At 42.5% G+C, this 25,192-nt stretch carries 25 protein-coding genes; 13 read left to right on the top strand and 12 right to left on the bottom strand.

Going from position 1 to position 25,192, the window contains the following annotated elements; all coding sequences use genetic code 11:
- The first annotated feature begins 52 nt into the window (after window positions 1-52).
- A complete protein-coding gene (locus NST15_RS09435; RefSeq protein WP_035704454.1) occupies window positions 53-1,072 on the top strand; it encodes an LLM class flavin-dependent oxidoreductase in 1,020 nt (339 codons plus the stop codon).
- A gap of 38 nt (window positions 1,073-1,110) precedes the next feature.
- Here NST15_RS09435 and NST15_RS09430 read toward each other — a convergent pair whose 3' ends face one another.
- Complete coding sequence (locus NST15_RS09430; RefSeq protein ID WP_007499188.1) at window positions 1,111-1,731, bottom strand: GPR1/FUN34/YaaH family transporter; 621 nt, start codon at window positions 1,729-1,731, stop codon at window positions 1,111-1,113.
- A gap of 148 nt (window positions 1,732-1,879) precedes the next feature.
- Here NST15_RS09430 and NST15_RS09425 point away from each other — a divergent pair, with 148 nt between their 5' ends.
- Window positions 1,880-2,701 carry a uroporphyrinogen-III synthase gene (locus NST15_RS09425; RefSeq protein ID WP_017359503.1) on the top strand — a complete coding sequence of 274 codons (822 nt, stop codon included), beginning with the start codon at window positions 1,880-1,882 and terminating at the stop codon, window positions 2,699-2,701.
- A gap of 39 nt (window positions 2,702-2,740) precedes the next feature.
- Here NST15_RS09425 and NST15_RS09420 read toward each other — a convergent pair whose 3' ends face one another.
- The 3 genes from NST15_RS09420 to NST15_RS09410 are packed head-to-tail and all read right to left on the bottom strand — an operon-like array spanning window position 2,741 to window position 4,702.
- Window positions 2,741-3,343, bottom strand: coding sequence for a DedA family protein (locus NST15_RS09420; RefSeq protein ID WP_007499192.1), 603 nt, complete (start codon window positions 3,341-3,343; stop codon window positions 2,741-2,743).
- A gap of 53 nt (window positions 3,344-3,396) precedes the next feature.
- Window positions 3,397-4,278 carry a UTP--glucose-1-phosphate uridylyltransferase GalU gene (gene galU / locus NST15_RS09415; RefSeq protein ID WP_017359504.1) on the bottom strand — a complete coding sequence of 294 codons (882 nt, stop codon included), beginning with the start codon at window positions 4,276-4,278 and terminating at the stop codon, window positions 3,397-3,399.
- A 4-nt stretch (window positions 4,279-4,282) separates the two neighbouring features.
- Window positions 4,283-4,702: a GtrA family protein gene (locus NST15_RS09410; protein WP_080995726.1), complete on the bottom strand. Its 420-nt coding sequence runs from the start codon at window positions 4,700-4,702 to the stop codon at window positions 4,283-4,285.
- Between the two features lie 155 nt (window positions 4,703-4,857).
- Here NST15_RS09410 and NST15_RS09405 point away from each other — a divergent pair, with 155 nt between their 5' ends.
- The gene (locus NST15_RS09405) at window positions 4,858-5,088 is read left to right on the top strand and encodes an excisionase family DNA-binding protein (protein WP_008346618.1); all 231 of its coding nucleotides are present in this window, start codon (window positions 4,858-4,860) and stop codon (window positions 5,086-5,088) included.
- Window positions 5,089-5,131: 43 nt separating this feature from the next.
- On the opposite strand, the gene NST15_RS09400 is transcribed toward NST15_RS09405, so the two are convergent.
- The 6 genes from NST15_RS09400 to NST15_RS09375 all read right to left on the bottom strand — a co-directional run bounded on the left by NST15_RS09400 (window position 5,132) and on the right by NST15_RS09375 (window position 12,865).
- Window positions 5,132-6,232, bottom strand: coding sequence for a Ger(x)C family spore germination protein (locus NST15_RS09400; RefSeq protein ID WP_342498495.1), 1,101 nt, complete (start codon window positions 6,230-6,232; stop codon window positions 5,132-5,134).
- A complete protein-coding gene (locus NST15_RS09395) occupies window positions 6,229-7,329 on the bottom strand; it encodes a GerAB/ArcD/ProY family transporter (RefSeq protein ID WP_342498494.1) in 1,101 nt (366 codons plus the stop codon). The genes NST15_RS09400 and NST15_RS09395 overlap by 4 nt, the downstream gene beginning before the upstream one ends.
- 12 nt (window positions 7,330-7,341) lie before the next feature.
- Window positions 7,342-8,829, bottom strand: a complete 1,488-nt coding sequence (locus NST15_RS09390; protein ID WP_342498493.1) for a spore germination protein — start codon at window positions 8,827-8,829, stop codon at window positions 7,342-7,344.
- 78 nt (window positions 8,830-8,907) lie between these two features.
- Window positions 8,908-10,248 (bottom strand): (Fe-S)-binding protein, encoded by a 1,341-nt coding sequence (locus NST15_RS09385; protein WP_342499046.1) that lies wholly within the window; start codon window positions 10,246-10,248, stop codon window positions 8,908-8,910.
- The gene (glcD, locus tag NST15_RS09380) at window positions 10,245-11,654 is read right to left on the bottom strand and encodes a glycolate oxidase subunit GlcD (protein WP_342499045.1); all 1,410 of its coding nucleotides are present in this window, start codon (window positions 11,652-11,654) and stop codon (window positions 10,245-10,247) included. Before glcD ends, NST15_RS09385 begins: the two co-directional genes overlap by 4 nt.
- Window positions 11,655-11,731: 77 nt before the next feature.
- Window positions 11,732-12,865: a sugar diacid recognition domain-containing protein gene (locus NST15_RS09375; protein WP_017359511.1), complete on the bottom strand. Its 1,134-nt coding sequence runs from the start codon at window positions 12,863-12,865 to the stop codon at window positions 11,732-11,734.
- A 125-nt stretch (window positions 12,866-12,990) separates the two neighbouring features.
- On the opposite strand from NST15_RS09375, the gene NST15_RS09370 reads away from it, so the two are divergent.
- The gene (locus NST15_RS09370) at window positions 12,991-13,545 is read left to right on the top strand and encodes a hypothetical protein (protein WP_035704435.1); all 555 of its coding nucleotides are present in this window, start codon (window positions 12,991-12,993) and stop codon (window positions 13,543-13,545) included.
- A gap of 34 nt (window positions 13,546-13,579) precedes the next feature.
- Here the strand turns inward: NST15_RS09370 and NST15_RS09365 are convergent, their stop codons facing one another.
- Window positions 13,580-13,969 carry a tautomerase family protein gene (locus NST15_RS09365; protein WP_025207464.1) on the bottom strand — a complete coding sequence of 130 codons (390 nt, stop codon included), beginning with the start codon at window positions 13,967-13,969 and terminating at the stop codon, window positions 13,580-13,582.
- A gap of 121 nt (window positions 13,970-14,090) precedes the next feature.
- Window positions 14,091-14,843: a DeoR/GlpR family DNA-binding transcription regulator gene (locus NST15_RS09360; RefSeq protein WP_017359514.1), complete on the bottom strand. Its 753-nt coding sequence runs from the start codon at window positions 14,841-14,843 to the stop codon at window positions 14,091-14,093.
- Between the two features lie 90 nt (window positions 14,844-14,933).
- Between NST15_RS09360 and NST15_RS09355 the strand changes: the two genes are divergently transcribed.
- The 9 genes from NST15_RS09355 to NST15_RS09315 all read left to right on the top strand — a co-directional run bounded on the left by NST15_RS09355 (window position 14,934) and on the right by NST15_RS09315 (window position 25,190).
- Window positions 14,934-15,821, top strand: coding sequence for a tyrosine-protein phosphatase (locus NST15_RS09355; RefSeq protein ID WP_336314200.1), 888 nt, complete (start codon window positions 14,934-14,936; stop codon window positions 15,819-15,821).
- A 24-nt stretch (window positions 15,822-15,845) separates the two neighbouring features.
- Window positions 15,846-17,381 (top strand): family 10 glycosylhydrolase, encoded by a 1,536-nt coding sequence (locus NST15_RS09350; protein WP_241511934.1) that lies wholly within the window; start codon window positions 15,846-15,848, stop codon window positions 17,379-17,381.
- A gap of 159 nt (window positions 17,382-17,540) precedes the next feature.
- Complete coding sequence (locus tag NST15_RS09345) at window positions 17,541-18,683, top strand: acyl-CoA dehydrogenase family protein (protein WP_008346640.1); 1,143 nt, start codon at window positions 17,541-17,543, stop codon at window positions 18,681-18,683.
- 42 nt (window positions 18,684-18,725) lie between these two features.
- A complete protein-coding gene (locus tag NST15_RS09340; protein WP_025207461.1) occupies window positions 18,726-20,363 on the top strand; it encodes an AMP-binding protein in 1,638 nt (545 codons plus the stop codon).
- Window positions 20,364-20,371: 8 nt separating this feature from the next.
- Window positions 20,372-21,721, top strand: coding sequence for an acetyl-CoA carboxylase biotin carboxylase subunit (locus NST15_RS09335; RefSeq protein WP_041092797.1), 1,350 nt, complete (start codon window positions 20,372-20,374; stop codon window positions 21,719-21,721).
- The gene (locus NST15_RS09330) at window positions 21,718-21,933 is read left to right on the top strand and encodes an acetyl-CoA carboxylase biotin carboxyl carrier protein subunit (protein ID WP_008346646.1); all 216 of its coding nucleotides are present in this window, start codon (window positions 21,718-21,720) and stop codon (window positions 21,931-21,933) included. The genes NST15_RS09335 and NST15_RS09330 overlap by 4 nt, the downstream gene beginning before the upstream one ends.
- A gap of 11 nt (window positions 21,934-21,944) precedes the next feature.
- On the top strand, window positions 21,945-22,850 hold the full coding sequence (locus NST15_RS09325) for a hydroxymethylglutaryl-CoA lyase (RefSeq protein WP_035704419.1): 906 nt from the start codon (window positions 21,945-21,947) through the stop codon (window positions 22,848-22,850).
- Between the two features lie 15 nt (window positions 22,851-22,865).
- Window positions 22,866-23,648: an enoyl-CoA hydratase gene (locus tag NST15_RS09320; RefSeq protein WP_342499044.1), complete on the top strand. Its 783-nt coding sequence runs from the start codon at window positions 22,866-22,868 to the stop codon at window positions 23,646-23,648.
- 18 nt (window positions 23,649-23,666) lie between these two features.
- On the top strand, window positions 23,667-25,190 hold the full coding sequence (locus NST15_RS09315; RefSeq protein ID WP_342499043.1) for an acyl-CoA carboxylase subunit beta: 1,524 nt from the start codon (window positions 23,667-23,669) through the stop codon (window positions 25,188-25,190).
- The last annotated feature ends 2 nt before the right edge of the window (window positions 25,191-25,192 follow it).

Here is a 25,192-nt window from a genome sequence, read left to right as displayed (position 1 = left end):
GTGTTGAAAGAATGAAACTAGTATGATTTTTGAAAGAAATGGGGCAGCATGTATGAGTCAATCAGTTTTACAACACACAGCATATTCCGTGTTAAATTTATCCTCTGTAACAGAGGGGGGCACAATTAAAGAATCATTTGAGCATAGTATGGATTTAGCAAAAAAAGCTGAGAAGTGGGGCTACCATAGATATTGGCTTGCGGAGCATCATAATATGGAAGGGGTTGCGAGTTCAGCAACATCCGTCTTGATTGGACATATTGCTGGAGGGACTGAAAAGATCCGGGTTGGTTCTGGGGGGATTATGCTTCCAAACCATTCTTCACTCGTCATTGCAGAACAATTTGGAACACTGGAGACTCTGTATCCAGGGAGAATTGATTTAGGTCTTGGCAGGGCACCAGGAACAGATCAGTTAACGGCAAGGGCACTTAGACGTAATCTTCATAATGGGGAGGATTTCCCTGAGCAGCTTGAAGAACTTCGGCAATATTTCAAACCGACTGGTCAGGTCAAAAAACATGTAAGAGCCGTTCCGGGAGAAGGATTGGATATACCAATTTGGCTTCTTGGTTCAAGTGGTTTTAGTGCAAGGCTTGCAGGAGAACTGGGACTGCCATTTGCCTTTGCGGCACATTTCTCCCCTAAAAATACCATTCCTGCTTTAGAATTATACAGACAGTCATTTCAACCTTCAGATGTGTTAAAAGAACCTTATGCGATGGTTGGTGTCACGGTTTTTGCTGCTGATCAAACAGAGCGGGCTGAATATTTGGCGACGTCTCATTATCAGCGATTTTTGAGCCTTATTCGTAATACACCAGGAAAACTCAAAGCCCCTGTTGAAAGTATGGATGGGTTATGGAGTCCATATGAGAAGGCGATGGTGGACGAACAATTAAGTTCGACGATGATCGGGGATAAACAAAAGGTGAAAAAAGAGTTAGAAGCCTTTATTGAAGCAACTCAAGCAGATGAAGTCATGATTAATTCTGATATGTTTGACCATCAAGAAAGAATGCGTTCTTATGAAATCATTGCAGAGATATTTCAAGAGGAACAAGAAAAATAAGAATAAAAAAAGAACTGCCAAGAGCAGTTCTTTTTTATTTATGCTTTAGTAAACACGCGAAATGGTTGTCCAACTGGCAGTACTGTACGACCAAAATGTGTATTCAGCACAACAGCTGCAGAACCATAAAATGAAAGAAGAGAAATAATCAATTCTGCAATACCAGCCATCGTATGAGTCACATCGTACATCACACCAAACGAGCTTAGGGACAGGCCAATGAATAAGAAATCAATAAAGACGAAAATCAAAAACAATACTTTATGTGTTTCCATTGCACCGATCGTCATAAATAAGCTGAAAATCAAATAACCAATAAAAGCAAAACCTAGTTGTTTTGGGTCCGCAGCTCCCGCAAGCGTTTTCCCAAAAACGCCAGCTTGAATGAGCCAAGTGGTTCCAACACCCATCCAAAAAAGACCGAATGCGCCGAAGGCAGTGGCTCCAAAAATATTATGATGCTTTGAATCTTGTATGGACGCGATCAGCTGCGCGATTCCTCCAAGGAAGATAGCCCAAGGTAAAATAAGAGATGTGCCATCTGTGATTCCTAGTTTTTGTGAAGACGCAACAAGCGTCACCATTGCTAAACCAAACAAACCAAGTGGTGTTGGGTCAGCGATTGATAATCGAATTGCTTGAACATTCTGTTTTTCCATAATGACCTCCTACAATTTGCACTTACAAAAGATACTCGAATTCGATAGAAACGTCAAGCTCTTTTTTAGTAGACACTTGCAACGTCTTCCAAATAAATCTATATTTAATACAATACATCATACATGTGATAGAAAAAGAGGGATGAGAATGAGTAAAGGCTTAGCTGGAAAGACCATTGCCATATGCGGAACAAGAAAAACAGAAGAAATGCGTACACTTGTTGAAAAGCAAGGAGGACAAGCTGTTATTCGTTCTCTTCAGGGCACTGTATTTTTAGCCAAAGAGGAATTGAAGCCAGGCATAGAAACCTTTGTAAAGAAGGGAGCTGACTGGGTCATTTTAACAACGGGTATCGGCACAGACACATTAATTGAAAGTGCAGAAGAGCTCCAGCTTGGAGAAGCATTTATGAACATTTTATCAAGTGCCCATATCGCTTCAAGAGGATACAAAACGTTTGCGGCTCTAAAAAAACACGGCATTCAGCCAGATGTTTCTGATGAAGATGGAACCGTTCGTGACCTCATTTCAAAGTTAGAAGACAAAGAACTTCAAGGTAAACGGGTCATGGTACAGCTTCACGGCGAAAATGCACCAGCTCTCATTGATTTTTTACATCACAAGGGAGCAGACGTTTTGCAGCTCATGCCATATCAGCACACGCCCCCTGAACCAGAGGCGGCGGACACTTTGCTTCAAGAAATGAAAGAAGGGAAGGTCCATGCCGTTTGTTTTACAACTGCTGTTCAGGTTCATGCCTTTTTCAAACTAGCAGAAGAATGGGGCAAAAAAGAAGAACTGCAACTTCTATTCGAGCAGCATGTATTAGCTGTAGCTGTTGGAAAAGTCACAGCTGAAGCATTAAAAGAAGAGGGGATAAGCCGAATTCTAGCCCCTTCACTTGAAAGAATGGGTGCAATGATTATGGAATTATCTCAATATATGAAAAAACAATCGACGCACGCATAGAAAAAACGCCTTTCACATGACGAGTGAAAGGCGTTTTCGTTAGATTGTCCGTTTTCGATTTGTGCGAATTTTTTTCAAAACGAAATACAGTACGATGAGAACGATGGCAATGACCATAATTGGTGTTGTATACGTGTGAGCGACACTTTGAATGTGGTCCCATTTTGTCCCAAGCTGCATTCCAAGGTAAATAAATAGGATGGACCAAGGGATGGCGGCTAATCCGGTCAAAAGAACAAATTTGAGAAATGGCATCTTTGCAATACCAGCTGGAATTGAGATCGCGTGGCGCACGACTGGGATAAAACGAGCTGTAAATACGACACCAGTTCCATATCGGTCAAACCAGCGTTCTGCCGTGGCAATATGATGCTCATGGATGAATAAATACTTCCCATACTTTGTTAAAAAAGGTCTTCCGCCGTAAAGGCCGATCCAGTAAATAAAGCACTGGGCAAGTGTTCCTCCAATAACCCCAGCGATGACGGCTCCAACAAATCCTATGCTTCCTGTTGACACCATATATCCGCCGTAGGCAAGTACAATTTCACTCGGGATAATTTCAATCATCAGTCCAAGTGCAACACCTGCGTAACCAAGGCTTGTCAGCCAGGTTAAAATTTCATTAAACAAGGTTCCCATTCATTTCACTCTGCCTTTAAATACGAATTTTCTTCAAGCATCCTTATAAGAGCCTATGCTTGTTTTGCTTCTCTCATGAGTATGCTTTGCATATATGCTAGCATGGCTGTCCGCATATCATGACGCATCAATCCAATTTCAGCCGCTGCCTTAAATGAGCCCAGCTTATCACCAACGTCAAATCTCATCCCATCTAATTGTTTTGCATAAATGGGTGATTCATGTGCAATGATTTTCAGCGCATCTGTCAGTTGGATTTCGTTCCCGGCACCTCTCTCAATTCCTTGTAGAATAGGAAAAATCGATGGTGTTAACAGATACCTGCCCATCACGGCTAAATCGGAAGGAGCTTCATGAATAGCTGGCTTTTCCACTAAGTCTGTGACTTCAAACACTTGACCGTCTACTCTAGCTGGTCTTATCATACCATACTTACTGACATCTAGACGATCCACTTGCTGGACGCCAATGACCTCTCTTTGTTTGTCTTCAAAGACTTCCATGAGCTGAGAGAGTGCAGGTCTTTCTGACACCATGACATCATCACCTAAAAGGACCGCAAAAGGATCATTGCCAGTAAAATGACGTGCACATAATACCGCATGTCCAAGACCTAAGGGCTCCTTTTGACGAATATAATGAATATTGGCCATATCCGCAATATGTTTGATTTCAGCTAACTGTTCATTTTTCCCTTTTTCAAGCAACGTGTGTTCTAGCTCAATCGAACGGTCAAAGTGATCTTCAATCGATTTTTTATTTCTTCCTGTGATAATTAGTATATCTTCAATGCCTGATTGAACAGCCTCCTCAACTATGTATTGAATGGCGGGTTTGTCGATAATCGGCAGCATTTCCTTTGGCTGTGCTTTCGTTGCGGGTAAAAAACGTGTGCCTAATCCGGCTGCTGGTATAACGGCTTTTTTGATATTCATTGAATCATCGCTCCATTTCTGATGGTTTATTTTCTGATGGAAACACCCATAGGCGGCTTCCGGTAAAAGTGATCATCATGCCAAGAAGGGTACCAATCGCTTTACTAATGAATAATGAGAAACCTGCTTGCTGCATGACATATAAGACAACATAGGTGAGGAGGCACGCTGCGCCGTTGACTGTGGCCCACTTGATCCATTCCCACTTGTCAGCTTTCTTTTTCACTTGGAACGTCCATTTTCGATTCCAAACATAACTGTTCAGCATTCCTGCGGTATAGGACAGGCACTGTGCAAGAAAAGAGGGAACAAAGCAAGCAGTGAAAAAAAAGAAGAACAGAAAGTCAATCATTGTATTGCTAGCGCCTACAGTTAGAAATGCGGCATAGGTCCGAATATTTTTCTTTGTCATGCGAAGGATCATCACCTCCTAGTGTTTGAGTGGGTGTATGAATACTGTACAAAAGCGAGTTGACGAATCAGTGAAGAAAAGATGAAAAAAACATGAACAAGCGATATCTGTTTTTTCACCAGCTCGTGATATAATTTGTAAGATGAAACGAACGGTGGTGCACATGCATGTATTTAACAATTGGAGAAACAGCTGAATACTTAGAAGTATCTGAAGCATATGTTGAAAAATTAATTCAGCAAAAAAAGATTCGTTACGTATTTGACGGGGAATCGTATCTCATTTATCAAGGGCAGTTTCAAACCCATATGAAACAGCTAGAACAATATAAAGAGCTCATTCAAGACATCTTAAATGAACCAATCCCTGAGGACCCGGACGTAAAAGATGAAGATTAAAAAAGACTGTACGAGAAGGGAGAACCTTTTCATACAGTCTTTTTTATTGGCTGACACCCGTTTGAACAATGTTCATATGACAATTCACTTGAACATCTGCATCTGGGTAGAGTTTTTGCCATTTCTCCGGTGTCATGGCTTTATCTTTAGAACGATATCTCAAACCAAGTCCAAGCGGATCAATTTTTTGCTTTTTAAAGGATTGAACAAGGTCTTTTCCTTGCTGGGCCACACGCTTCTCCACTTCTTTTTCAACATGCTGCAAGATAGAAGGCGTATCGATTTTTTTTGATTTCATAAATTCTTTCAACTCACCTTTCAGCTTGATATCAATGGTGATATGAGGCTTTTTTGAAAGGTTTTCAGTTGGTTTAATGTGATAAGACACATGTGATTTGATATTTTCAATGACAACATGGGTTTTCTTTGTGTCATTAAATCGAAACTCATAAATCCCATTTTTATGAGTTTCAATCATCGCTTTAAACGTAAACGTATCTTCCCCTGGAATATGCCCAACCATTTTTTCTTGATCAAAAAGAGCGACACCTGACACTTTAATAGAGTTGCTTGTATTTTTAATGTAAGGGAGATAAGCATCAACGCCTTTTGCCATCATCTGATTCATAAAAATATGCTGATTGGTCACAGGTTGATTGCCGTTTCGCATGTTTTGAGCCAGTAAATCTGAAAGATATACACCGATATTTAAGTTGGTTTGATTCATCTTTGTATACAACAAATCTTCAACTTCTCCGCCTACTATGGCAAATACTTGACGGGACCCAATGATCGGATCACGATAAATGTAATTCATCAAATCAATCATACCCACTTCTTTCGCCAGCTTTTCACTTATTAAAATCACGAGTACTTGTCCCATGACAACGGGGAAAGGCGATTTTTCCGACACAAGAAACTGAATATTACTAATGGTATTTGACTTAGCACTTACAATTTGATAACTTCCTTGTTCTTCGCTTTTAAAAACAGGGAAAACAAAGAAGCCCTTCATTTCTCCATCTTCCAATAAGTCAAATCCCGCCGCCTGCGAGATACTTAATTCATCTAAGAGACGAGGCTGTGCACAGCTCGTTAAGAAAAGGCTCAATAACATGAGACACACCAGAATATAATGTTTCATGTTCGTTTTTTCACCCACCTTTTTTTCAGCAGCAGCCCAATGATCATACATCCAATCAATCCATAGACGAGGATGTATCCGCTATATTCCACCCATTTATTAAATGTCTCAAATGAGGTAGCTCTAATAAAAAATGAAAACATGACGAGAATGAGAAGGCTGAGAACTATTAACGTGGTGCGCTGGCTCGTGTGAAACACTTGTTTTGCCATTCTGCTGGCTGCCCATAATGGAATGGCGATATTTGGAACGATAAGCAAAAGCCATAGCGACACTTCAATAAATTCAAAGCGCTGGATAAACGGAAGTTTGACAATGCTGGTTAATGTCAATGTTGGCCATTTCGTTAGTTCAAGCTGAGCACTTGAGTAGTACGCAATAGAGACGAGAAATACAAGCAAATTCAGGCATGTAGTTAGCAACACTCCCATATGTGCAAATTTTTGCGACGTTTGTGCCTTTTTAATAAAGGGATAATAGACAAGCAATGTTCCAAAACCAAACATGGATAAAGAGGCATCTTTGACCCCCATCATGAGTTGTGAAAATGAATGATCAAACATTGGGAACATAAACCGGATGTGACTATATTTCATGACATAAAAACAGATAAAGGTCATCCAGTACGTTAGGACAATGCTAAAGAATGCCCAACCGGCGATTGTTCTAAATCCGCCTGTGTGAATGTAATAGACGAGGATGAGCAGCACTGATGCAAATAAAAGACCAGGAATTTCTTTAAACAGCCAAACATGGATTACATCCATATAATGAACAAGCACAATCAAAGACAATGAAGAAAAATACAAAATGTAGAGAATGTTGATGAATTGTCCGAGCCATTTACCAAACACAGATTGCGTAATGTCACTAAATTCGTCAGAAGGTGCTTTTTTAAACAAAAAGTAAATGAGGAAGATCATCAAATTGACGCTTGCACCAGCAATTAAAATGGCGATCCACCCATCATTATTAATCGTCCGGACAAGATTCGTCTGGAAATTTAAAATACCAACACCTACTTGATTGGCATTGATCAGAAAAAACACAAAAAAAGGGGATACTTGAAATTTTTCTTTCACAGAAGAAGAGCTCATGCCTTCACTTCCTTATTCATAAAAATCATTTTTCCCCTTACGGCCTTGCTTTGGCTTTTGGCGGTGTATCGTTTCATTTTGCGGCCGTAAATTTTCTGGACGTTTTTTCAAAAAGCGGAGCTGGGGACGAATCAAACTACCCTTTAAATCGGCCAATCGAAGTGGAAAGATTGGCTCTAAGTAAGGTTGTCCTATAGACGTTAATTTCATTAAATGTGTAAGAAGAAAAGCCCCCATTAGCGAAATCCCTAGCGCTCCCCACACTTGTGCAGCAAAAAGAAATGGGAAACGTAAGAGACGAATGGTCGTCCCCATTTTATATATAGGGGTGACAAAAGAGGCAAGAGCTGATAATGCGACAATAATGAGCAGGATATTACTTGTTAATCCCGCTGCAACCGCAGCCTGTCCGATCACAATACCTCCAACAATCCCGAGCGTCTGTCCGACTTTTGCAGGAAGGCGAGACCCGGCTTCCCTAAGCAGCTCAATCGATATCTCTAAAAATAATGCTTCAATAATAGGCGGAAAGGGAACGAGATAGCGTGATGCGACAATCGTTTCTAATAAGTCCTTAGGAATCAGTTCATAGTGAAACGTTAAAACAGCTACATACAAAGGAGTTGCAAAAATAGAAAAAATCACAGCAAAAATGCGTAACAGCCGAAAGGAGGATGCTGCGATCCAAGACATGTTATAGTCTTCCATTGTAGAAAAATACTCGAGTAAAATTGTAGGTGCAAGCAGGGTATGAGGCGAACCGTCAACCATAATGGCTATTTTTCCTTCCGTTAAACCTGAGGAAACCCTGTCTGGCCGTTCTGTATTTAAAAACAATGGAAAGATTGTATTGGACACATCATAAAGCATTTGCGCAAGATAATTAGAATCTAGAATTTGGTCATAGTCAACATCTTGAATCCGCTGAAGAACGGTTTCAATGTTCTGCGGGTTGGCGATATCCTCTATGTATACAACGGCTACTTTCGTTTGAGAAAGGGTACCAACTGTGTGTTCAACTACTTTAAGGTCAGGAGTGGGCAGCCTACGTCTCAGCAAGTTTAAGTTTGTATCCAGCCCTTCCACAAAGGCTTCCTGCGCACTGATAATCCCGAATTCAATCTCAGGTTGGCTCACTTGTCTGCCTTTCTTTTCTTCAATCGGCAAGAGAAGCGTATTGCCCCAATCTGTCTCAATTCGAACAGCAATACTGCCTCGATGAAGAGCTTCTTCCACTTTTTGAAGGTCCTTCGTAATCACAGCTTGTTCAATTGGGATGTGTTCTTTCAGCTCTTCAAGGGTGGGTGTTAGATGCAATTGTTGAATAAAAGGCAAGATTTGTTCATGAAGGAGATTGCCATTAATTAAAGATCGAAAAAAAGAAATTCTGTAAAGAAAACCTCCGGAACTGGATAATTCATTGATAAAATCAGAAGAGCGCGATAATGCTTCAAATACTGAATTCGGGTCTTTCTGTTTTGATTTGTTTTTCTTCAGCACTTGAACCATCTCCTTCCGCGATTTGCCTCTATTATCCAACCGATCTTCTGAAGATATGCATAAAAAAAGCGTTCAGCTTCATGAACTGGACGCTTTTTTTCCATATTGAACGGCTTCTAATAAAAAGTCAGCCAGATGAATCGCTCTCATGCTAGGCATATGTCCTGCCTTTTTGACGCCAGCTGCCATTTGTAATTGACAGCCTGGATTCGACGTCACAATGGCAGCTGCAGCTGTGTTGCTCGCTTCAGTCATTTTATGATCTAAAATTTGCATCGACATGTCTGGCTGCAAGATATTGTAGATTCCTGCAGATCCGCAGCAGCGGCCGGCATCTTTCATTTCTTTAAACGTTACCCCTTGAATGGCTTTCATGAGCACCCTCGGCGTCTGTTGTACATTCATCCCATTTCGTAAATGACAGGAGTCTTGATAGGTGATCACTTGCGCTGGCAAAGCCAGTGGCACGCGGCGGTGAAACTCCAGCTCCACAAGGATGCTTGATATATCGGTTATTTTCTGTGAGAAGGCTTTACTTCGTTTTTGAAAATCTGGATCATCCTGAAGCAAATGACCGTAATCACTTAAAAAGGCGCCGCAGCCGCCCGCGTTCATGACAATCGCATCGGCATCTGTTTCCTCGAATGCTTCAATATTCCGCTTGGCTAACTGTTTTGCTTGGTCTTTTTCTCCGCTATGACCATGTAGCGCGCCGCAGCACGTTTGTATAGGAGGAACGATCACATCACAGCCTGCCAGCTGCAAGAGATGAATGGTCGCTTTGTTTGTGTTTGAGAAAACTGTATCCATTAAACAGCCAGTAAAAAACGCCACCCGTTTTTTTGCCTGACCAATGGCTTTATATTCATTCAAACGTTTTTTCTTTTGAGGCGGCACCTTTGGAAGTGCCTGTTCCATCAACTGTAAATGGGAGGGAAGCACCTTCAGTATGCGCGTCTTCCTGGCGGCTGTTTGCAGACCAGATGTTTGATAAAATCGAAGAAAACTAGCAGCTTGTCGCATACGACGTTGTGACGGAAAGAGACCTTTAAACACAACACGTCTCATCAATTTGACGGGAAATGATTGTTTTTTATGTTGTTGAATAATGTCTCTGGCATCTTCTAGCAGCTGTCCATACTTGACGCCAGAAGGGCAGACTGGTTCACACGCACGGCAGCCAAGACAAAGATTAAGTGAATGTTCAACATCTTCATCTGGCTCAATGACACCATCTCTTACAGCTTTCATTAACGCAATTCGGCCCCGAGGAGAGTGCGTTTCTTGTTGTCCAGATTCAATATAAGTAGGGCAGGAAGGGAGGCAGAATCCGCAGCGCATGCAATTAAGCAGCTCCTTTTCATCCATTTGCTCCTGAAACTGCTGCTGGATCTCTTTTTGCTTAGAAGAAGAACTCATGAGACCACCACTCGCTTTCTTGAGGCTTTTCCAAACACTTTATCTGGGTTCATGATATGTGCAGGGTCAAGTGCCTGTTTAATCGCCTTCATTGCAGCGATTCCTTCTTTTTTGACCTTCAGCTCCAAATAGGGCGCTTTCATAAGACCCACGCCATGTTCGCCTGTAATCGTGCCGCCAAGGGCAACGGCTTTTTCAAAAATGGCCTGAAAAGCATCTTCTACCCGTTTCATTTCTTCTTCATTTCTTGCATCTGTCGCACAAGTGGGGTGTAAGTTGCCATCACCTGCATGACCAAACGTACAAATGTTCACCTCGTACTTTCGTGCAATGTCTTCGATTGCACGAACCATATTGGCAATTTCAGACCGGGGAACGGTAGCATCTTCTAAAATCGTTGTAGGACTTAATCGAGCGAGGGCGGATAAAGCAGAGCGTCTCGCTGTTAAGAGCGCACTTGCCTCTTCTTCTGAATGTGCGATCTTGACGCTTTTAGCCCCGTGCTGCTCACAGACTTCTGCGATTTTTTGGATATCACGAGAAACAGCTTCAGGGTTGCCGTCCTGTTCAATTAATAACACAGCTTGAACGTCAGTAGGCAGGCCGATGTTTGCAAAATCTTCAACGACTTCAAGGGTCGGCTGATCCATAAATTCTAATGTAGCAGGAATGATACGCTCAGCAATGATGGCCGATACAGAAGTCGCAGCTTCTTCAAGGCTTTCGTATAAACAAAGCATTGTTTGTTTCGTTTCTGGAAGCGGCAGGAGCTTTAGCACCGCTTCTGTGACAATCCCGAGTGTTCCTTCTGAACCAACGAACAATCGAGTCATATCATATCCAGCGACATCTTTTGCAAGCTTTCCGCCTGTTTTGATGATGTCACCATTTGGCAAAACCACTTCAAGCCCAAGGACATAATCTCTTGTCACTCCATACTTTAACCCCCGCAGCCCCCCTGAATTTTCGTTAATATTGCCGCCTAATGTGGAAATTTTCATAGAGCTTGGATCAGGCGGGTAGAAGAGACCTTTTTCCTCTACTTGATGAATCAATTCCTGCGTAATTAAGCCAGGCTGCACCGTTGCGGTTAAATTTTCTTCGTCTATTTCTAATAATTGATTCATTCTAGTAAAGAGAATTACCAATCCGCCCTGAGTAGGGCATGTTCCTGCGCACAGATTCGTCCCTGAGCCTCTTGGGACGATCGGCACCTTGTATGAGGCGCACAGTTTCACAATTTGCTGTACTTCTTCAGCCGTGTGAGGCCGCACGATCGCATCTGGCATCTGTTGAAAATTTGGTGTCGCATCATAAGAGTAGGCAAGACGATCCGCCTTGCTGTCTTGGACATTGGGCGCACCGACAATCTCTTTTAATTGATTTGAAAATTCTGAATCTAGCATATACAATCACTCCCGCTCATTTAACGTCTCGTTTCTACCAGTATAAAAAAAGAACCGCCACATGACTATAGACGATTCTACAAAATATCAGGCTGTTTTATTGTATTTTTTGTATCATGATCCAAAAGCAGCAAGGCCAAATAAAAAAGCATCGCATCTTGCATACGCTTTGGATCAAGTGTCGTTAAATCCTGAATCCGTTTTAATCTGTAATGAAGTGTATTAATATGGACATGCATGGCTTCCGCTGTATGTTTCAATGAGTAATCCGAAGCGATGAGTACCCGCAATGTTTTCACTAGTTCTGGATAGGGGAAAAGGGACGCAATCGTTCGATCAAGAAACGCATCTTTTGTTTCCTGACTGATTTCCTCCATAAAAAGTTCAAGCGTCAAATCTTCATCAAACACAATGGGTGTTTCAGCATGCGCCAATTTTAAAGCGCGAAACGCTTGATGAAAGGACTGCTTCATGACATGAGAAGCTGCTGGTTTTCCTGCCCCCATTAAAATCCTCGATGGTGACAGCGCTGTGAGCGCAGCATGAATATGGAACAAGCGCTTGTGCCATGTATCACGACCATCTGGTGTGGCTTGTAGCATAAGCAAAAAACGTGCATGCCCCCAGCGCACAATGATCTCCTGATTGGTGAGTTGCAATTTGTCCTTCATCAGTTTGTATTGATCCTGCTTCATAAACGATTCGTCTTGACAGTCAATGAGAATAGCGACACGCTGCTTGTTGACATCAAGGCCAAGCCGCTGCGCCTTCTCGGTCATACCTGCCGCTGTCTCTGGCAGATGAAGCCAGTCGAACACAAATGCTTCAAGCTGCCGTTCATCTGTTTCCGTTTCTTGAAAAAATTCATGTTCTTGAATGAGCAGCTCCGTCATTTTACGTAAAATGTCGCCAAAAGGGGAGACATGCCTAGGATCACCTGTCATTCCAATGACCCCAATGACTTCTTGTTTAAAATAAATAGGCAGATTGATACCGGCTTTGACGCCTTTCATCTGCAGCACATCATCCTTTGTGAGAATTCGTTTCTGCCCTTCTAAGGATGTGACATATGCTCCTTCATGAAATTGACCAATGCGTGCTGGATCTGTTGCAGCAATAATGGTACCGTTTGTTTGTGTGATGATGATTTCTTCCGTCAGTACCTTTTTGACCTCATCTACGATTTTTTCTGCCAGTGTCATTGTGAGCAAAACGGTCCCCTCCGAGATGTTTCTTTTTCCACTATCATACCATCATATGCTCAGGCATATCTTTCTTTTCATGTGTTATGCTAAAATAAAAAACGCATATGAAGTAGATGAAAGGAGATACAGTCATGTCACTGCAAAATCGCTTACAAGATTTATTGAAAGAAGGGCAGGCGCTCACCGACTTTGAATATAACAAAGCCGCAAGTCAAAATTGGCCGTTAGAAGGGGCAAAAATGACAGAAGAAGCACGCTTTGCTGATGTTTATATAGAACGTGTAGACAAAGAATCGGAGGAAATGATTCAAGCAGAAAATGCTGCCTTTTTAAATACACCTCTTACATACGTAAAAAAACAACAAAAAGAATTCATTTATATCGAGTCGAAGTGGTTTGATGTGGTGAGAGCCGACGGACTTGCCATAGAATGGGATGAAGTATTTCAGACGTATACCGTGTTATTCGGATTGAAGCGTCCTAAAAAAGATACTGGATTACTAAAAGAGATGCTCTCAACATTAAATGGTGCTCAGCTTCAATTTAATGGGCAAGACGGGTTATTTGATATCAACATTCCGCTTCTTGAACTAGAGGACATCAAAGAAGATACACCTTTGATTGGTGTGATCTCAGCAGTGTACCGCTATTTATTCAACTTGCTCATGCAGCTTGAAAATGAATGAATCAAAAAACGGCTCACATTCCTGAGCCGTTTTTTTAGAGCCATCCTCTTATGAATTGAGCCTCACCCATCCCAAAGCTCCAATCGGCGTCTCCATTTTCCACGATGGAGATCATCACATCCGACTTGGCAACCCCGCATTCTTTTTCTATACGTTCTGCGATTTGTGCATAAAGCTGTTCCTTTTGCTCTTTCGTCCGCTGTTTACTGACAACACTAATGACAACCAGATCCTTTGTTCTCGGATAACCAAGCCCAGTGTCTTCGATGATCATTTCTTCAGGGCGGTGCTGATGAACAATTTGATAGCGATCTCGTTCAGGTACCCCAAAGGCATCAACCATTGCTTCATGGCAGGTGTCCAGCAGTTTTTTTAATTCCTCTTTTGAACGGCCCTCTATCACGTCAAATCGTAACAACGGCATCAGGTCAACCTCCAAATATGTGTTTAATATACAATCATAATGTAACCAACACTTCGCCGGTTCACTCTTTTGCGCATAAGAAAAAAGCCAAAACATTGGCGCTTGGCTTTTTCGCTCTGGACTAAGGCGTGACAAATTTCACATCATGCTCTTTTCCATATTGAAGGTAATCTTCATTTGGTTGTTCATTCGTCACGACGATGTCTATGTCTTTTAAGTCACAAAACGTGGTCAAGGCATAATGGTCAAACTTACTATCATCGACTAATAAAAAGGTTTTGGCGTTTTTTTCAACGAGCGTTTTTTTAATATCTGTCTCAAGCGGGGAGGAATTCGTGACGCCATGATCAATGGATAAACCAGTTGATGCAATAAATGCTTTATTGACATTGTATGCTTTGAGACGCTCAACACTTTGATAACCAACGAAAGAATTTGTTTTTCGCTCTAGCATACCCCCGGTTGAAAAGATGGTGAGGTGTTCATAAGGCATAGCCTGTGTAATGAAATCCACGTTATTTGTCACAACGGTAATCCGTTTCTCCTTCAAATAGGGAAGCATCTCCAGTGTCGTTGTACCAGAATCAACAAAAATCATATCACCATGTTCAACAAAAGCAGCGGCTGCCTGTCCGATCAATTGTTTTTTACTCAGCTGACGAGTCTTTCGCTCTTGATACACCACCAACGTTGAGTGGTTCACAGCGACGCCGCCGTACACTTTCTTTAGCACGCCGGATTCTACCAATGCTTGTACATCTCGGCGTATGGTGTTTTTTGAGACGCCAAAATGCGTCACAAGCTCATCAAGAGAGGCAGATTCCCGGTCAAATACATACTCTTTTATTTGCTGAATACGTTTTGTTTTTATCATGCTACAATCTCCAATCAATACGAATATGCTGATTCTATTATAACAATAATTCCACGTAAAAGATGTCACTGATCAACATGCGAGAATCGAATGATCTTTTTCTCTTATCTTTTCTCATTTTTCATAAAAGCGTATGATAGAGAAAAGAGGATAGAAAGGATATTCACTTCTATGAATGAACGCAACATACAATTTTCAAAGCTTGCAAATTTTAGAGAGGTAGGGGGACTCCAAACAACGGATCAGATGGTCATCAAACAAGGAATGATTTATCGATCTGCTGATTTATCACGTCTCACGAAGCAAGACATATTGACGTTCTCAACACTTGGAATTCAAACGGTTTGTGACCTGCGTACAAGCTCAGAACGAAAATCACACCCACCAAAGATCATGGAACATGACAAAATTGTTCATATCCCTATGCAGCCTGACAGCATGATGCCTAGCAAATGGACCATGTTTCGTATGCTGATAGCAGAAGGAAAATCTCTATCCTTTACACCGATCATGAAAGATGTATATCAAAGCATGCTCTATGAGCGAAAAAAAGAGATTCAGCAATTGTTTACATTACTGTCCGATGAAAAAAATTATCCGCTTATGCTTCACTGTACAAGCGGAAAAGACCGTACAGGCTTTTTATCTGCTCTTATTCAATTAGCAGCGGGTGTGCCGGTGCATACCGTTTTAAGTGAATACATGCGTTCCAATGAAGGCGTGAAAATGCTAGTGAAAAGACAAGAACGATTTGTTCGCATGATGAGTTTATATCGGGTGTCAAAAGAACAAATTCAGCCCCTGCTTGGTGTGCAGCAAGATTATCTTGAAGATGTACTGAATGAGATGATGGATACATACGGAAGTGCAGAGCGGTATTTACTAGAAGCCTGCGACGTCCCGCAAGCTCAGCTGCTTAAAATGAAAAACATCTTGCTTACACCATCTGCTGGCATTCCATCACAAAACGCAGAATAAACTTAATATGAGGTGATGCAAACCATGCTGAAAAAGATCAGTATGACGGTTCTGACACTAGTTTTCATGGGTGTCTTCTTATTGATTCCGTCTAGCAGTCTAGCTCGTTCGATGCCAAAAGGGAAGCTTGAGAGCACAAGAGAGATGCGTGCAGTGTGGGTCGCATCGGTTTATAACTTAGATTGGCCTTCAAAGAAAGGACTGCCCAGAGATGAGCAGAAACAAGAGTTCATTCAACTGTTAGACGACATCAAAGCGATGAATATGAACGCCATCATCATGCAAATTAAACCAACAGCAGATGCCTTTTATCCGTCGAAATTCGGGCCATGGTCTGAATATTTGACTGGTATACAAGGGAAAGACCCTGGATATGACCCGCTTGAATTTATGATAGAAGAAGCACATAAACGCGGCCTTGAATTTCATGCTTGGTTTAACCCTTATCGAATCACCATGAATCATACCGATCTCAACCGGTTATCAGCCGATCATCCTGCAAGAGCACACCCTGATTGGACCATCGCCTACGGAAATCAGCTGTACTTTAATCCAGGCATTCCTGATGCTCAGGACTTCATTGTTGACGGGATAGAGGAAGTGGTGAAAAACTACGATATTGATGCGGTGCATATGGATGATTATTTTTACCCGAATAAAATCGCTGGTGTGCCATTTCCAGATCAAGAAACGTATGAAACTTACGGGCAGAAATTCACACATATAGAAGATTGGCGAAGAGATAATGTGAACGAGCTAGTGAAGCAGATCAATGACACCATTAAGAAAGAAAAGCCGTATGTGAAATTCGGCATTAGCCCATTTGGTGTATGGCGCAACATAAAAGATGACCCAACCGGTTCAAACACAACAGCAGGGATGACCAATTATGATGATTTGTATGCTGATACAAGAGAATGGATACAGCAGCACCATATTGATTATATCACCCCGCAAATTTATTGGAGTATCGGCTTTCAGCCCGCTGCCTATGATGTGCTGACGAAATGGTGGTCAAATGAAGTGAAGGGGCAGCCTGTTCATTTGTACATTGGTCAAGCGACGTATAAAATCAATCAAAACAGTGATCCTGCTTGGTCTGATCCAGAGGAGTATTTTCGCCAGATCGAGCTGAACAGGCAGTCACAGCTCGTACAAGGAAGCATGCATTTTAGTCTGAAAGATATCAATCGGAATCCCTTGAATGTAAAGAAACGATTAATAGAAGAAACCTATAGCAAACCAGCTCTCATACCAGAGATGCCATGGCTTCATCAAAAAGCGCCAAAAAAACCAATCATCCAATCTGTGAAAAAGACAGAGGATGGCGCAGTTTTACAGATACAAAATGATCCGCGCTCTAGTGCATCCTATTATGCAGTCTATCGATTGTCGAATAAAGGGACATACGAATTTGTGCAAACGGTCAGAAAAGAAACAGGTTCCTTCACACAAACGAAAGACATTTTAGCCAATCAAAAGAAGAGCTATACCTATAAAGTGACGGCACTCAATCGCCTTCATCATGAAAGCAAACCTTCTACAAAAACAGTAAAATAACAAAGACAGCATAAATGAGGGTTTTCCTCCATTTATGCTTTTTTGCTTTCTCTATTTTTCTACTATTTTTATTTTAATTTTCTGAATTCAATCAAGCTTGGCATGAAGCAGCTATTTCAATAATAAATATGATAGAAAAGCGCCAAAGGGGGAAGCACAATGGATTTTGAATTAACGAAAGAGCAGCAAATGATCCGTCAGATGGTCAAAGAATTTGCAAAAACAGAAATTGCACCGCACGCTCAAACTGTTGATGAACAGGCAGCATTTCCCGTAAAAACATTTCAAAAAATGGGGGAGCTCGGTTTTATGGGTATACCCTTTCCAGAGAAATATGGAGGATCTGGAGGAGATACGATCTCGTATGCACTGGCAGTCGAGGAAATTGGAAAACAGTGTGCGAGTACAGGTTTAAGTTATGCCGCAGCGGTTTCCTTAGGCGCAAGTCCACTTTATTACTTCGGGACGGAGGAGCAAAAGATGGACCATCTTGTTCCATTAGCCTCTGGAACAGCGCTTGGCTCCTTCGGATTAACAGAACCAAACGCTGGATCAGATGCAAAAGGAACAAAAACAAAAGCCATTCAAGACGGACAAGAATATGTCATCAGTGGGGAAAAGTGCTGGATCACAAATGCCAATTATGCCAGAACGATTATTGTCACCGCTGTAACAGATCATGATGAAAACGGACGTCCAATCATCTCCGCCTTTATTGTGGAGAAAGGACAAAAGGGACTGTCGATTACAAACCCATATGACAAAATGGGAGTTCGTGGTTCAGATACGGCTGAAATCATTTTAGACGAAGTGCGTGTACCAGCGCATCATATATTAGGAGACAAATCGAAAGGATTCAAGCAATTTTTATATACATTAGACGGCGGACGAATTTCCATTGCAGCCTTATCCGTCGGAATTGCACAAGCGGCACTTGATGCTTCACTTTCCTATGCAAAAGAAAGAAAGCAATTTGGAAAGACGCTCTCATCCTTCCAGGCCATTCAGTTTAAGCTGGCGGATATGGCGATGCAAATAGAGCTTGCAAGACAAATGGTCTGGAAAGCCGCTTGGCTGAAAGATCAAGGCAAACCATTTACAAAAGAAGCGGCCTATGCCAAACTGTTTGCTTCAGAAATGGCCACAAAAGCAAGTCTTGATGCTGTCCAAATTCATGGCGGAACAGGCTATATGAAAGAATGCGGTGTTGAACGGCTTGTGAGAGATGCCAAGCTGATGGAAATTGGAGAAGGAACCTCTGAAATTCAGCGGCTCGTGATCGCAAGACAGCTGTTAGCGTAATACCTTAATGAAAACGCTTACTACACATGAGGGAGGAAAGCAATGATGTCGATTCACCCGCAAACGATTGGCTCCCTATTAAGAGAAAAAAAAGAACAGCATCCAGCACATGAAGCCATTGTTTACCCAGAACGTTCTTTACGTTATTCGTACGAAGCGTTTTATCAAGAGGTCAAGGCAACAGGTAAAGGTCTCATGGCATTAGGGGTTCAAAAGGGAGATCACATCGCCATTATGGCACCAAATATACCTGAATGGCTCATTCTTCAATTTGCCTGCGCCTCCATTGGTGCTGTTCTTGTCACTGTGAATACCAATTTTCAATCACAGGAACTCGCCTATTTACTCAAGCATTCTGACAGCAAAATGTTGTTTATTGTAGACGGCTTTAAAGAAACGTCCTATGTCAACATGCTTGAAGAGCTGATTCCAGAACTTCAAACCGCTCATCAAGAGGAGATCACTTCCACACAATTTCCTTATTTAAAAAGATGTATTTATATCGGTCAGCATGTACCAAATGGCATGCTCAGCTGGGATCGTCTTCAAGTGGCAGCCAAAAGAACCGAAGATCATGAATGGGAGAAGCGAATGAATGAGCTCACGCCTGATGACGTTATTAATATGCAGTACACTTCAGGCACAACCGGCTATCCAAAAGGCGTCATGCTCAGCCACACAAACATCGTCTGTAATGCGAGTCAGATCGCAGATTGTATGAAATTAACAGAGCAGGACCGTATGTGTATCCCAGTACCGTTTTTTCATTGCTTCGGCTCTGTTCTTGGTGTACTTGCTTGTCTCACAAAAGGGGGAACGATCATTCCACTTGAATCATTCCATCCAGAACGAGTCCTTCAAACAGTAGAAAAAGAAAAATGCACGGTTCTTCACGGTGTACCAACCATGTTCATCGCAGAGCTCGATCATCCAAATTTCCACTCTTATGACCTGTCCACATTACGAACGGGGATTATGGCCGGTTCACTCTGCCCATCCCACGTCATGAAAGCAGTCATTGAAAAAATGGGATTAAGAGAGCTCACGATTGCCTATGGTCAAACCGAAAGTTCACCCGTCATTACCCAAACAAGAACCGATGATTCGTTTGAAAGACGTGTTCAAACGGTCGGACGTGCGCTTCCTCAAATTGAAGTCAAAATTGCTTTACCAGGGACATCAGAAGAAGTGCCAAGAGGACAGCAAGGAGAGCTTTGTACAAGAGGTTACCATGTCATGAAGGGCTATTATAAAAACGAAGAAGCAACAAATGAAGTCATTGATGAGGACGGATGGCTTCATACAGGGGATTTAGCTGAGATGGATCATGACGGTTATGTGAAAATCACAGGCCGGCTCAAAGATATGATCATCAGAGGCGGAGAGAATGTGTACCCAAAAGAGATTGAGGATGTCCTATACACTCACCCTGCCATTCTTGACGCACAGGTCGTTGGTATTCCTGACGAGACATACGGCGAGGAAGCAGCCGCATTCATTCGGCTGAAACAAGGGAAGTCGGTCTCAATTGAGACATTAACGAGCTATTGTCAGTCACAAATGGCACGCTACAAAATCCCGAAATACTTTTTCATTACAGATGAATACCCAATGACCGCCTCAGGCAAAATTCAGAAATTCCGCTTGAAAAAGCAGGCGCTTGATCTAATAAAGGAGTGAAGGCAGCGATGTTTGAACAAGTATTGATCGCCAATCGAGGCGAAATTGCCCGTAGAGTGATTCGGACATGTAAACGGCTCGGAATCAAAACCGTTGCCGTTTATTCAGAGGCTGATCAGCATGCACTTCATGTGAAAGAAGCAGACAGCGCCTATTATATCGGCGGCGCTAAAGTTTCTGAAAGCTATTTAAACATGGAAGCGATCATTAAGGTTGCCAAACAAACAAATGCTGATGCTATCCACCCAGGGTATGGTCTTTTATCAGAAAATGCGGCATTTGCTGAGCGCTGCCGGAGCGAGGGCATTACCTTTATTGGACCATCTGCACAAGTCATTCAGCAGATGGGAAATAAAATTGAAGCGAGAAAAACGATGGAACAAGCGGGCATCCCAATCGTTCCTGGTGTTTCAGCCCCGCTCCATGATGCAGACGAAGGGGTTCATAAAGCACAGACACTCGGCTATCCCATTATGCTAAAAGCATCGAGTGGTGGCGGCGGGATTGGTATGCAGCTCGTCCGCAACGATGAAGAGCTGCATCGAGCGTTTGAAGGAAATCAAAAAAGAGCACAAAGTTTCTTTCAAGATGGTACTTTATACATGGAAAAGGTGATTGAACACGCACGGCACATCGAAATTCAAGTTCTTTTTGATTCGTTCGGTCACGGCGTTCACTTATTTGAAAGAGATTGTTCACTCCAAAGAAGACATCAGAAAATTGTTGAAGAGGCACCAGCCGTCTGTCTTGAAGAAACTGTGAGACAGCAAATGGGACAGATGGCCGTCAAAGCTGCCAAAGCGATTGGGTATGAAAATGCGGGCACGATTGAATGTTTAGTCGATCAAAACCAGCAATTTTATTTCTTAGAAATGAATACGAGATTGCAAGTAGAACACCCTGTCACTGAAGAAATTACGGGGATTGACCTTGTCGAGGAGCAGCTAAAAATTGCCGCATTAGAGCCCCTGTCCTTCAGCCAAGAGGATATTCATCAAATTGGGCACGCGATTGAAGTTAGAATATACGCTGAAGACCCTGTGACATTTTACCCTTCACCAGGCACGATCACTCGGCTTTCTACACCTGATGCCCCATATATTCGTCATGAGTCAAGCGTAACGAGTGGAAGTGTCATTACCCCATTTTACGATCCAATGATTGCGAAAATGATTGTGTACGGTGATACTCGAAAACTCGCCATAGAACGATTAAAAGCAGCATTACAAGCATATGAAATAGAAGGGATCAAAACCAATGTACCGCTTTTAAAGGAAATGGCCGAATCAACTGCCTTTTTACATGGCAGCATCACAACCGATTATCTGATGAAAAAAAGGGAGGAAAACCGTTCATGAAAACTGTCACGATACAAATGGCCGGAAACTTATGGAAGCTTCTTGTGAAACAGGGTGATGATGTGCAAAAAGGACAGGAAGTCGCCATCTTAGAATCGATGAAAATGGAGATTCCCATTGTTGCAGAAGAAGCAGGTGTGATCAGTAAAGTGTATAAGGCGGAGGGGGACTTTGTTGACGAGGGAGAGGTACTTTTAGAGCTGACAGAATAGGGGGAAGCCGCATGGTATTACCAAAAAACGTGCTCATTAGAGAGGTCGGCCCGCGCGATGGCCTGCAAAATGAATCCGTTTGGCTGGACACAATGGAGAAGCGAACATGGATCCATTTACTCGAAGAAGCCCATCTTCCTTATATTGAAGTCACCTCATTTGTTCATCCGAAATGGGTTCCAGCCTTAAAAGACGCCAAAGAATTAGCCCAATCATTAAACAAAAAAGAGGATATTACCTATGCCGCACTCATCCCAAATGAAAAGGGGTTAGCTCATTTTTTTGAAGCAAACCTTGAGGTAGGGGCTATGTTTATCTCAGCGAGTGAGACACATAACAAAAAGAATATGAATCGATCTATACAGGAAACACTGCCTGTGATCAAACAAATGACAGCCGATTTAAAAGCAGAAGGACGGCAAACGCGGGCCTATATTTCAACCGTGTTTGGATGTCCTTATGAAAAACAAGTGCCGATGGACCAAGTGCTGCGATTAACGGAACAACTGCTGTCCTTCGGCATTGATGAAATATCACTTGGGGATACCATTGGGGAAGCCCATCCGCTGCAAGTAGAAAGACGGTTAGACCTTTTACTTGAACGCTTTCCTGCTGATAAAATCGCACTTCATTTTCATGATACGAAAGGAATGGGGCTTGCCAATATTTATACAGCATTAAAAGCCGGCATCACCATATTTGATGCCTCTAGCGGGGGGCTTGGCGGTTGTCCTTATGCACCTGGCTCCAGCGGAAACGTGGCGACAGAAGACGTGGTACACATGCTTCACAAACTCGGGATCGAAACAAATGTCGACCTCCCTCGCTTGATCAAAGCGGCTGAATGGATTGAAGCAAAAGTGGATCGAACCCTGCCAAGTCACTGTTTACGCGCTTTTCAGTCTCACACTACTTGATAAAGGGTGAATCACATGACATCATTGGTCCATTTTTCAATACAAGATGATCATATTGGCATCATGACATTAAATAGACCAGCACAAGCCAATGCTCTATCAGCTGCTATGCTAGAGGAAATTAACCAAACGATTCAAGAAATCAAACATGATGAAAACATCCGCTGTTTGCTCATGACAGGAGCTGGCGCTAAAGTTTTTTGCGCAGGAGCAGACTTAAAAGAACGGCGATTGATGACAGAACAAGAAGCCAAAGAAGCTGTTCTGACCATTCAGCAAACCTTTACAGACATTGAATCTTTGCCCGTTCCTGTCATTGCCGTGATAAACGGACACGCACTTGGCGGAGGTCTTGAGCTCGCGCTCGCCTGTGATCTCCGCATCTCAAGAGCGGGTGCAGCGCTCGGTCTGCCGGAAACAGGACTAGCTATCCTGCCGGGAGCAGGGGGCACACAAAGACTTCCGCGCCTGATCGGACCCGGGAAAGCGAAAGAAATGATCTTCACAGGCAATTCTTTACGAGCAGAAGAAGCCGTTCAAATCGGGCTGATTGAACGTATCTCTACAGCCGATTCACTGATGAATGATGCCATCACACTCGCAAAACAAATCACCAAGAATGGACCGATTGCTTTAAAAGAAGCAAAACAAGCCATTCAATCCAGCCTTGATCACGATTTACAAACAGGGCTGACGAAAGAATACGAAGCCTATCTGCGGCTAATTCATACAGAAGATCGACTAGAAGGTCTCAAGGCTTTTCAAGAAAAACGAACGCCTCATTACAGAGGCAAATAGTAAGAAAGGGGAATGTTTATGATCGAAGAATATGAATTAAAAAAACAACGAATTGAAAAGGGCGGGGCAGAACGCTACCATCAAAAAAACAAAGAAAAAGGAAAATTATTTGTCCGTGATCGGCTTCATTTGCTATTAGATGAGGATTCTTTCATTGAAGATGCCATGTTTGCAGAGTGCAAAGATGAACATTTACCAGCAGATGGTGTCGTCACAGGAACCGGGCGTATGAATGGGCAGACTGTTTGTGTCATGGCAAACGACTCTACGGTTAAAGCAGGATCGTGGGGCGTCAAAACAGTAGAAAAAATCATTCGAATTCAAGAAACGGCCGAGAAGCTCAATTGTCCAATGCTGTATTTAGTCGATTCTGCTGGTGCAAGAATCACCGATCAAATCGCCATGTTCCCAGGCAGAAGAGGAGCAGGGCGCATTTTTTATAACCAAGTCAAGCTGTCTGGGCGCATTCCTCAAATTTGTTTACTATTCGGTCCTTCTGCTGCCGGTGGTGCCTATATCCCTGCTTTTTGTGACATTGTCGTCATGGTCGAAGGAAATGCCTCTATGTATTTAGGGTCGCCGCGAATGGCTGAAATGGTGATTGGTGAAAAAGTATCACTTGAGGAAATGGGCGGTGCGAAAATGCATTGCAGCATTTCTGGATGCGGAGATATATTAGCCAAAACTGAGGAAGAGGCCATTCAAATTGCACGTGATTATTTAACCTATATGCCTGCCAACTATATGGAAAAACCAAAAACGACAGCAGCAAAAGCACCTAAACCATCTGAAACCACCATCCAAAACTTAATCCCTAAAGGCCAGAATACCCCATTTGATATGTATCAACTCATCGATTTACTGATTGATGAAGGGTCATTTTTTGAAATCAAAAAACTGTTTGCCGCAGAGTTAATCACCGGCTTTGGCAGAATGAACGGTCAGCCTATCGGTCTCATTGCCAATCAGCCAAGGGTCAAAGGCGGCGTATTATTCCACGACTCAGCTGATAAAGCCGCCAAGTTTATTCAGCTCTGTGATGCCTTTCATATCCCGCTGCTCTTTCTTGCGGACATACCAGGATTTATGATTGGAACAAAAGTGGAACAAGCCGGCATTATTCGTCATGGGGCAAAAATGATCTCCGCTATGTCAGAGGCGACCGTTCCGAAAATATCCGTCATCGTCCGTAAAGCATACGGAGCAGGACTATATGCAATGGCAGGCCCTGCTTTTGAGCCAGACTGCTGTCTCGCTCTTCCATCGGCGCAAATCGCTGTGATGGGTCCAGAAGCCGCTGTAAATGCCGTCTATGCAAATAAAATTGCAGAACTCCCGCCCGAAGAGAGGTCTTCATTTATACAAGAGAAACGGAAGGAATACCAGGAAGATATGAATATCTATGAGCTTGCCTCTGAAATGATTGTCGATGGCGTCATCCCATTTGATCGTCTCAGAACGGAACTTTGTCATAGATTACTAGCCTATTCATCGAAAGACATGACATTTACGAAACGAAAACATCCGGTCTATCCGGTCTAAAG

The sequence above is a fragment of the Bacillus sp. FSL R5-0820 genome (assembly GCF_038593385.1).
GTDB classification, from domain to species: domain Bacteria; phylum Bacillota; class Bacilli; order Bacillales; family Bacillaceae; genus Bacillus; species Bacillus altitudinis.
This window is presented reverse-complemented; position numbering and strand designations above follow the sequence as displayed.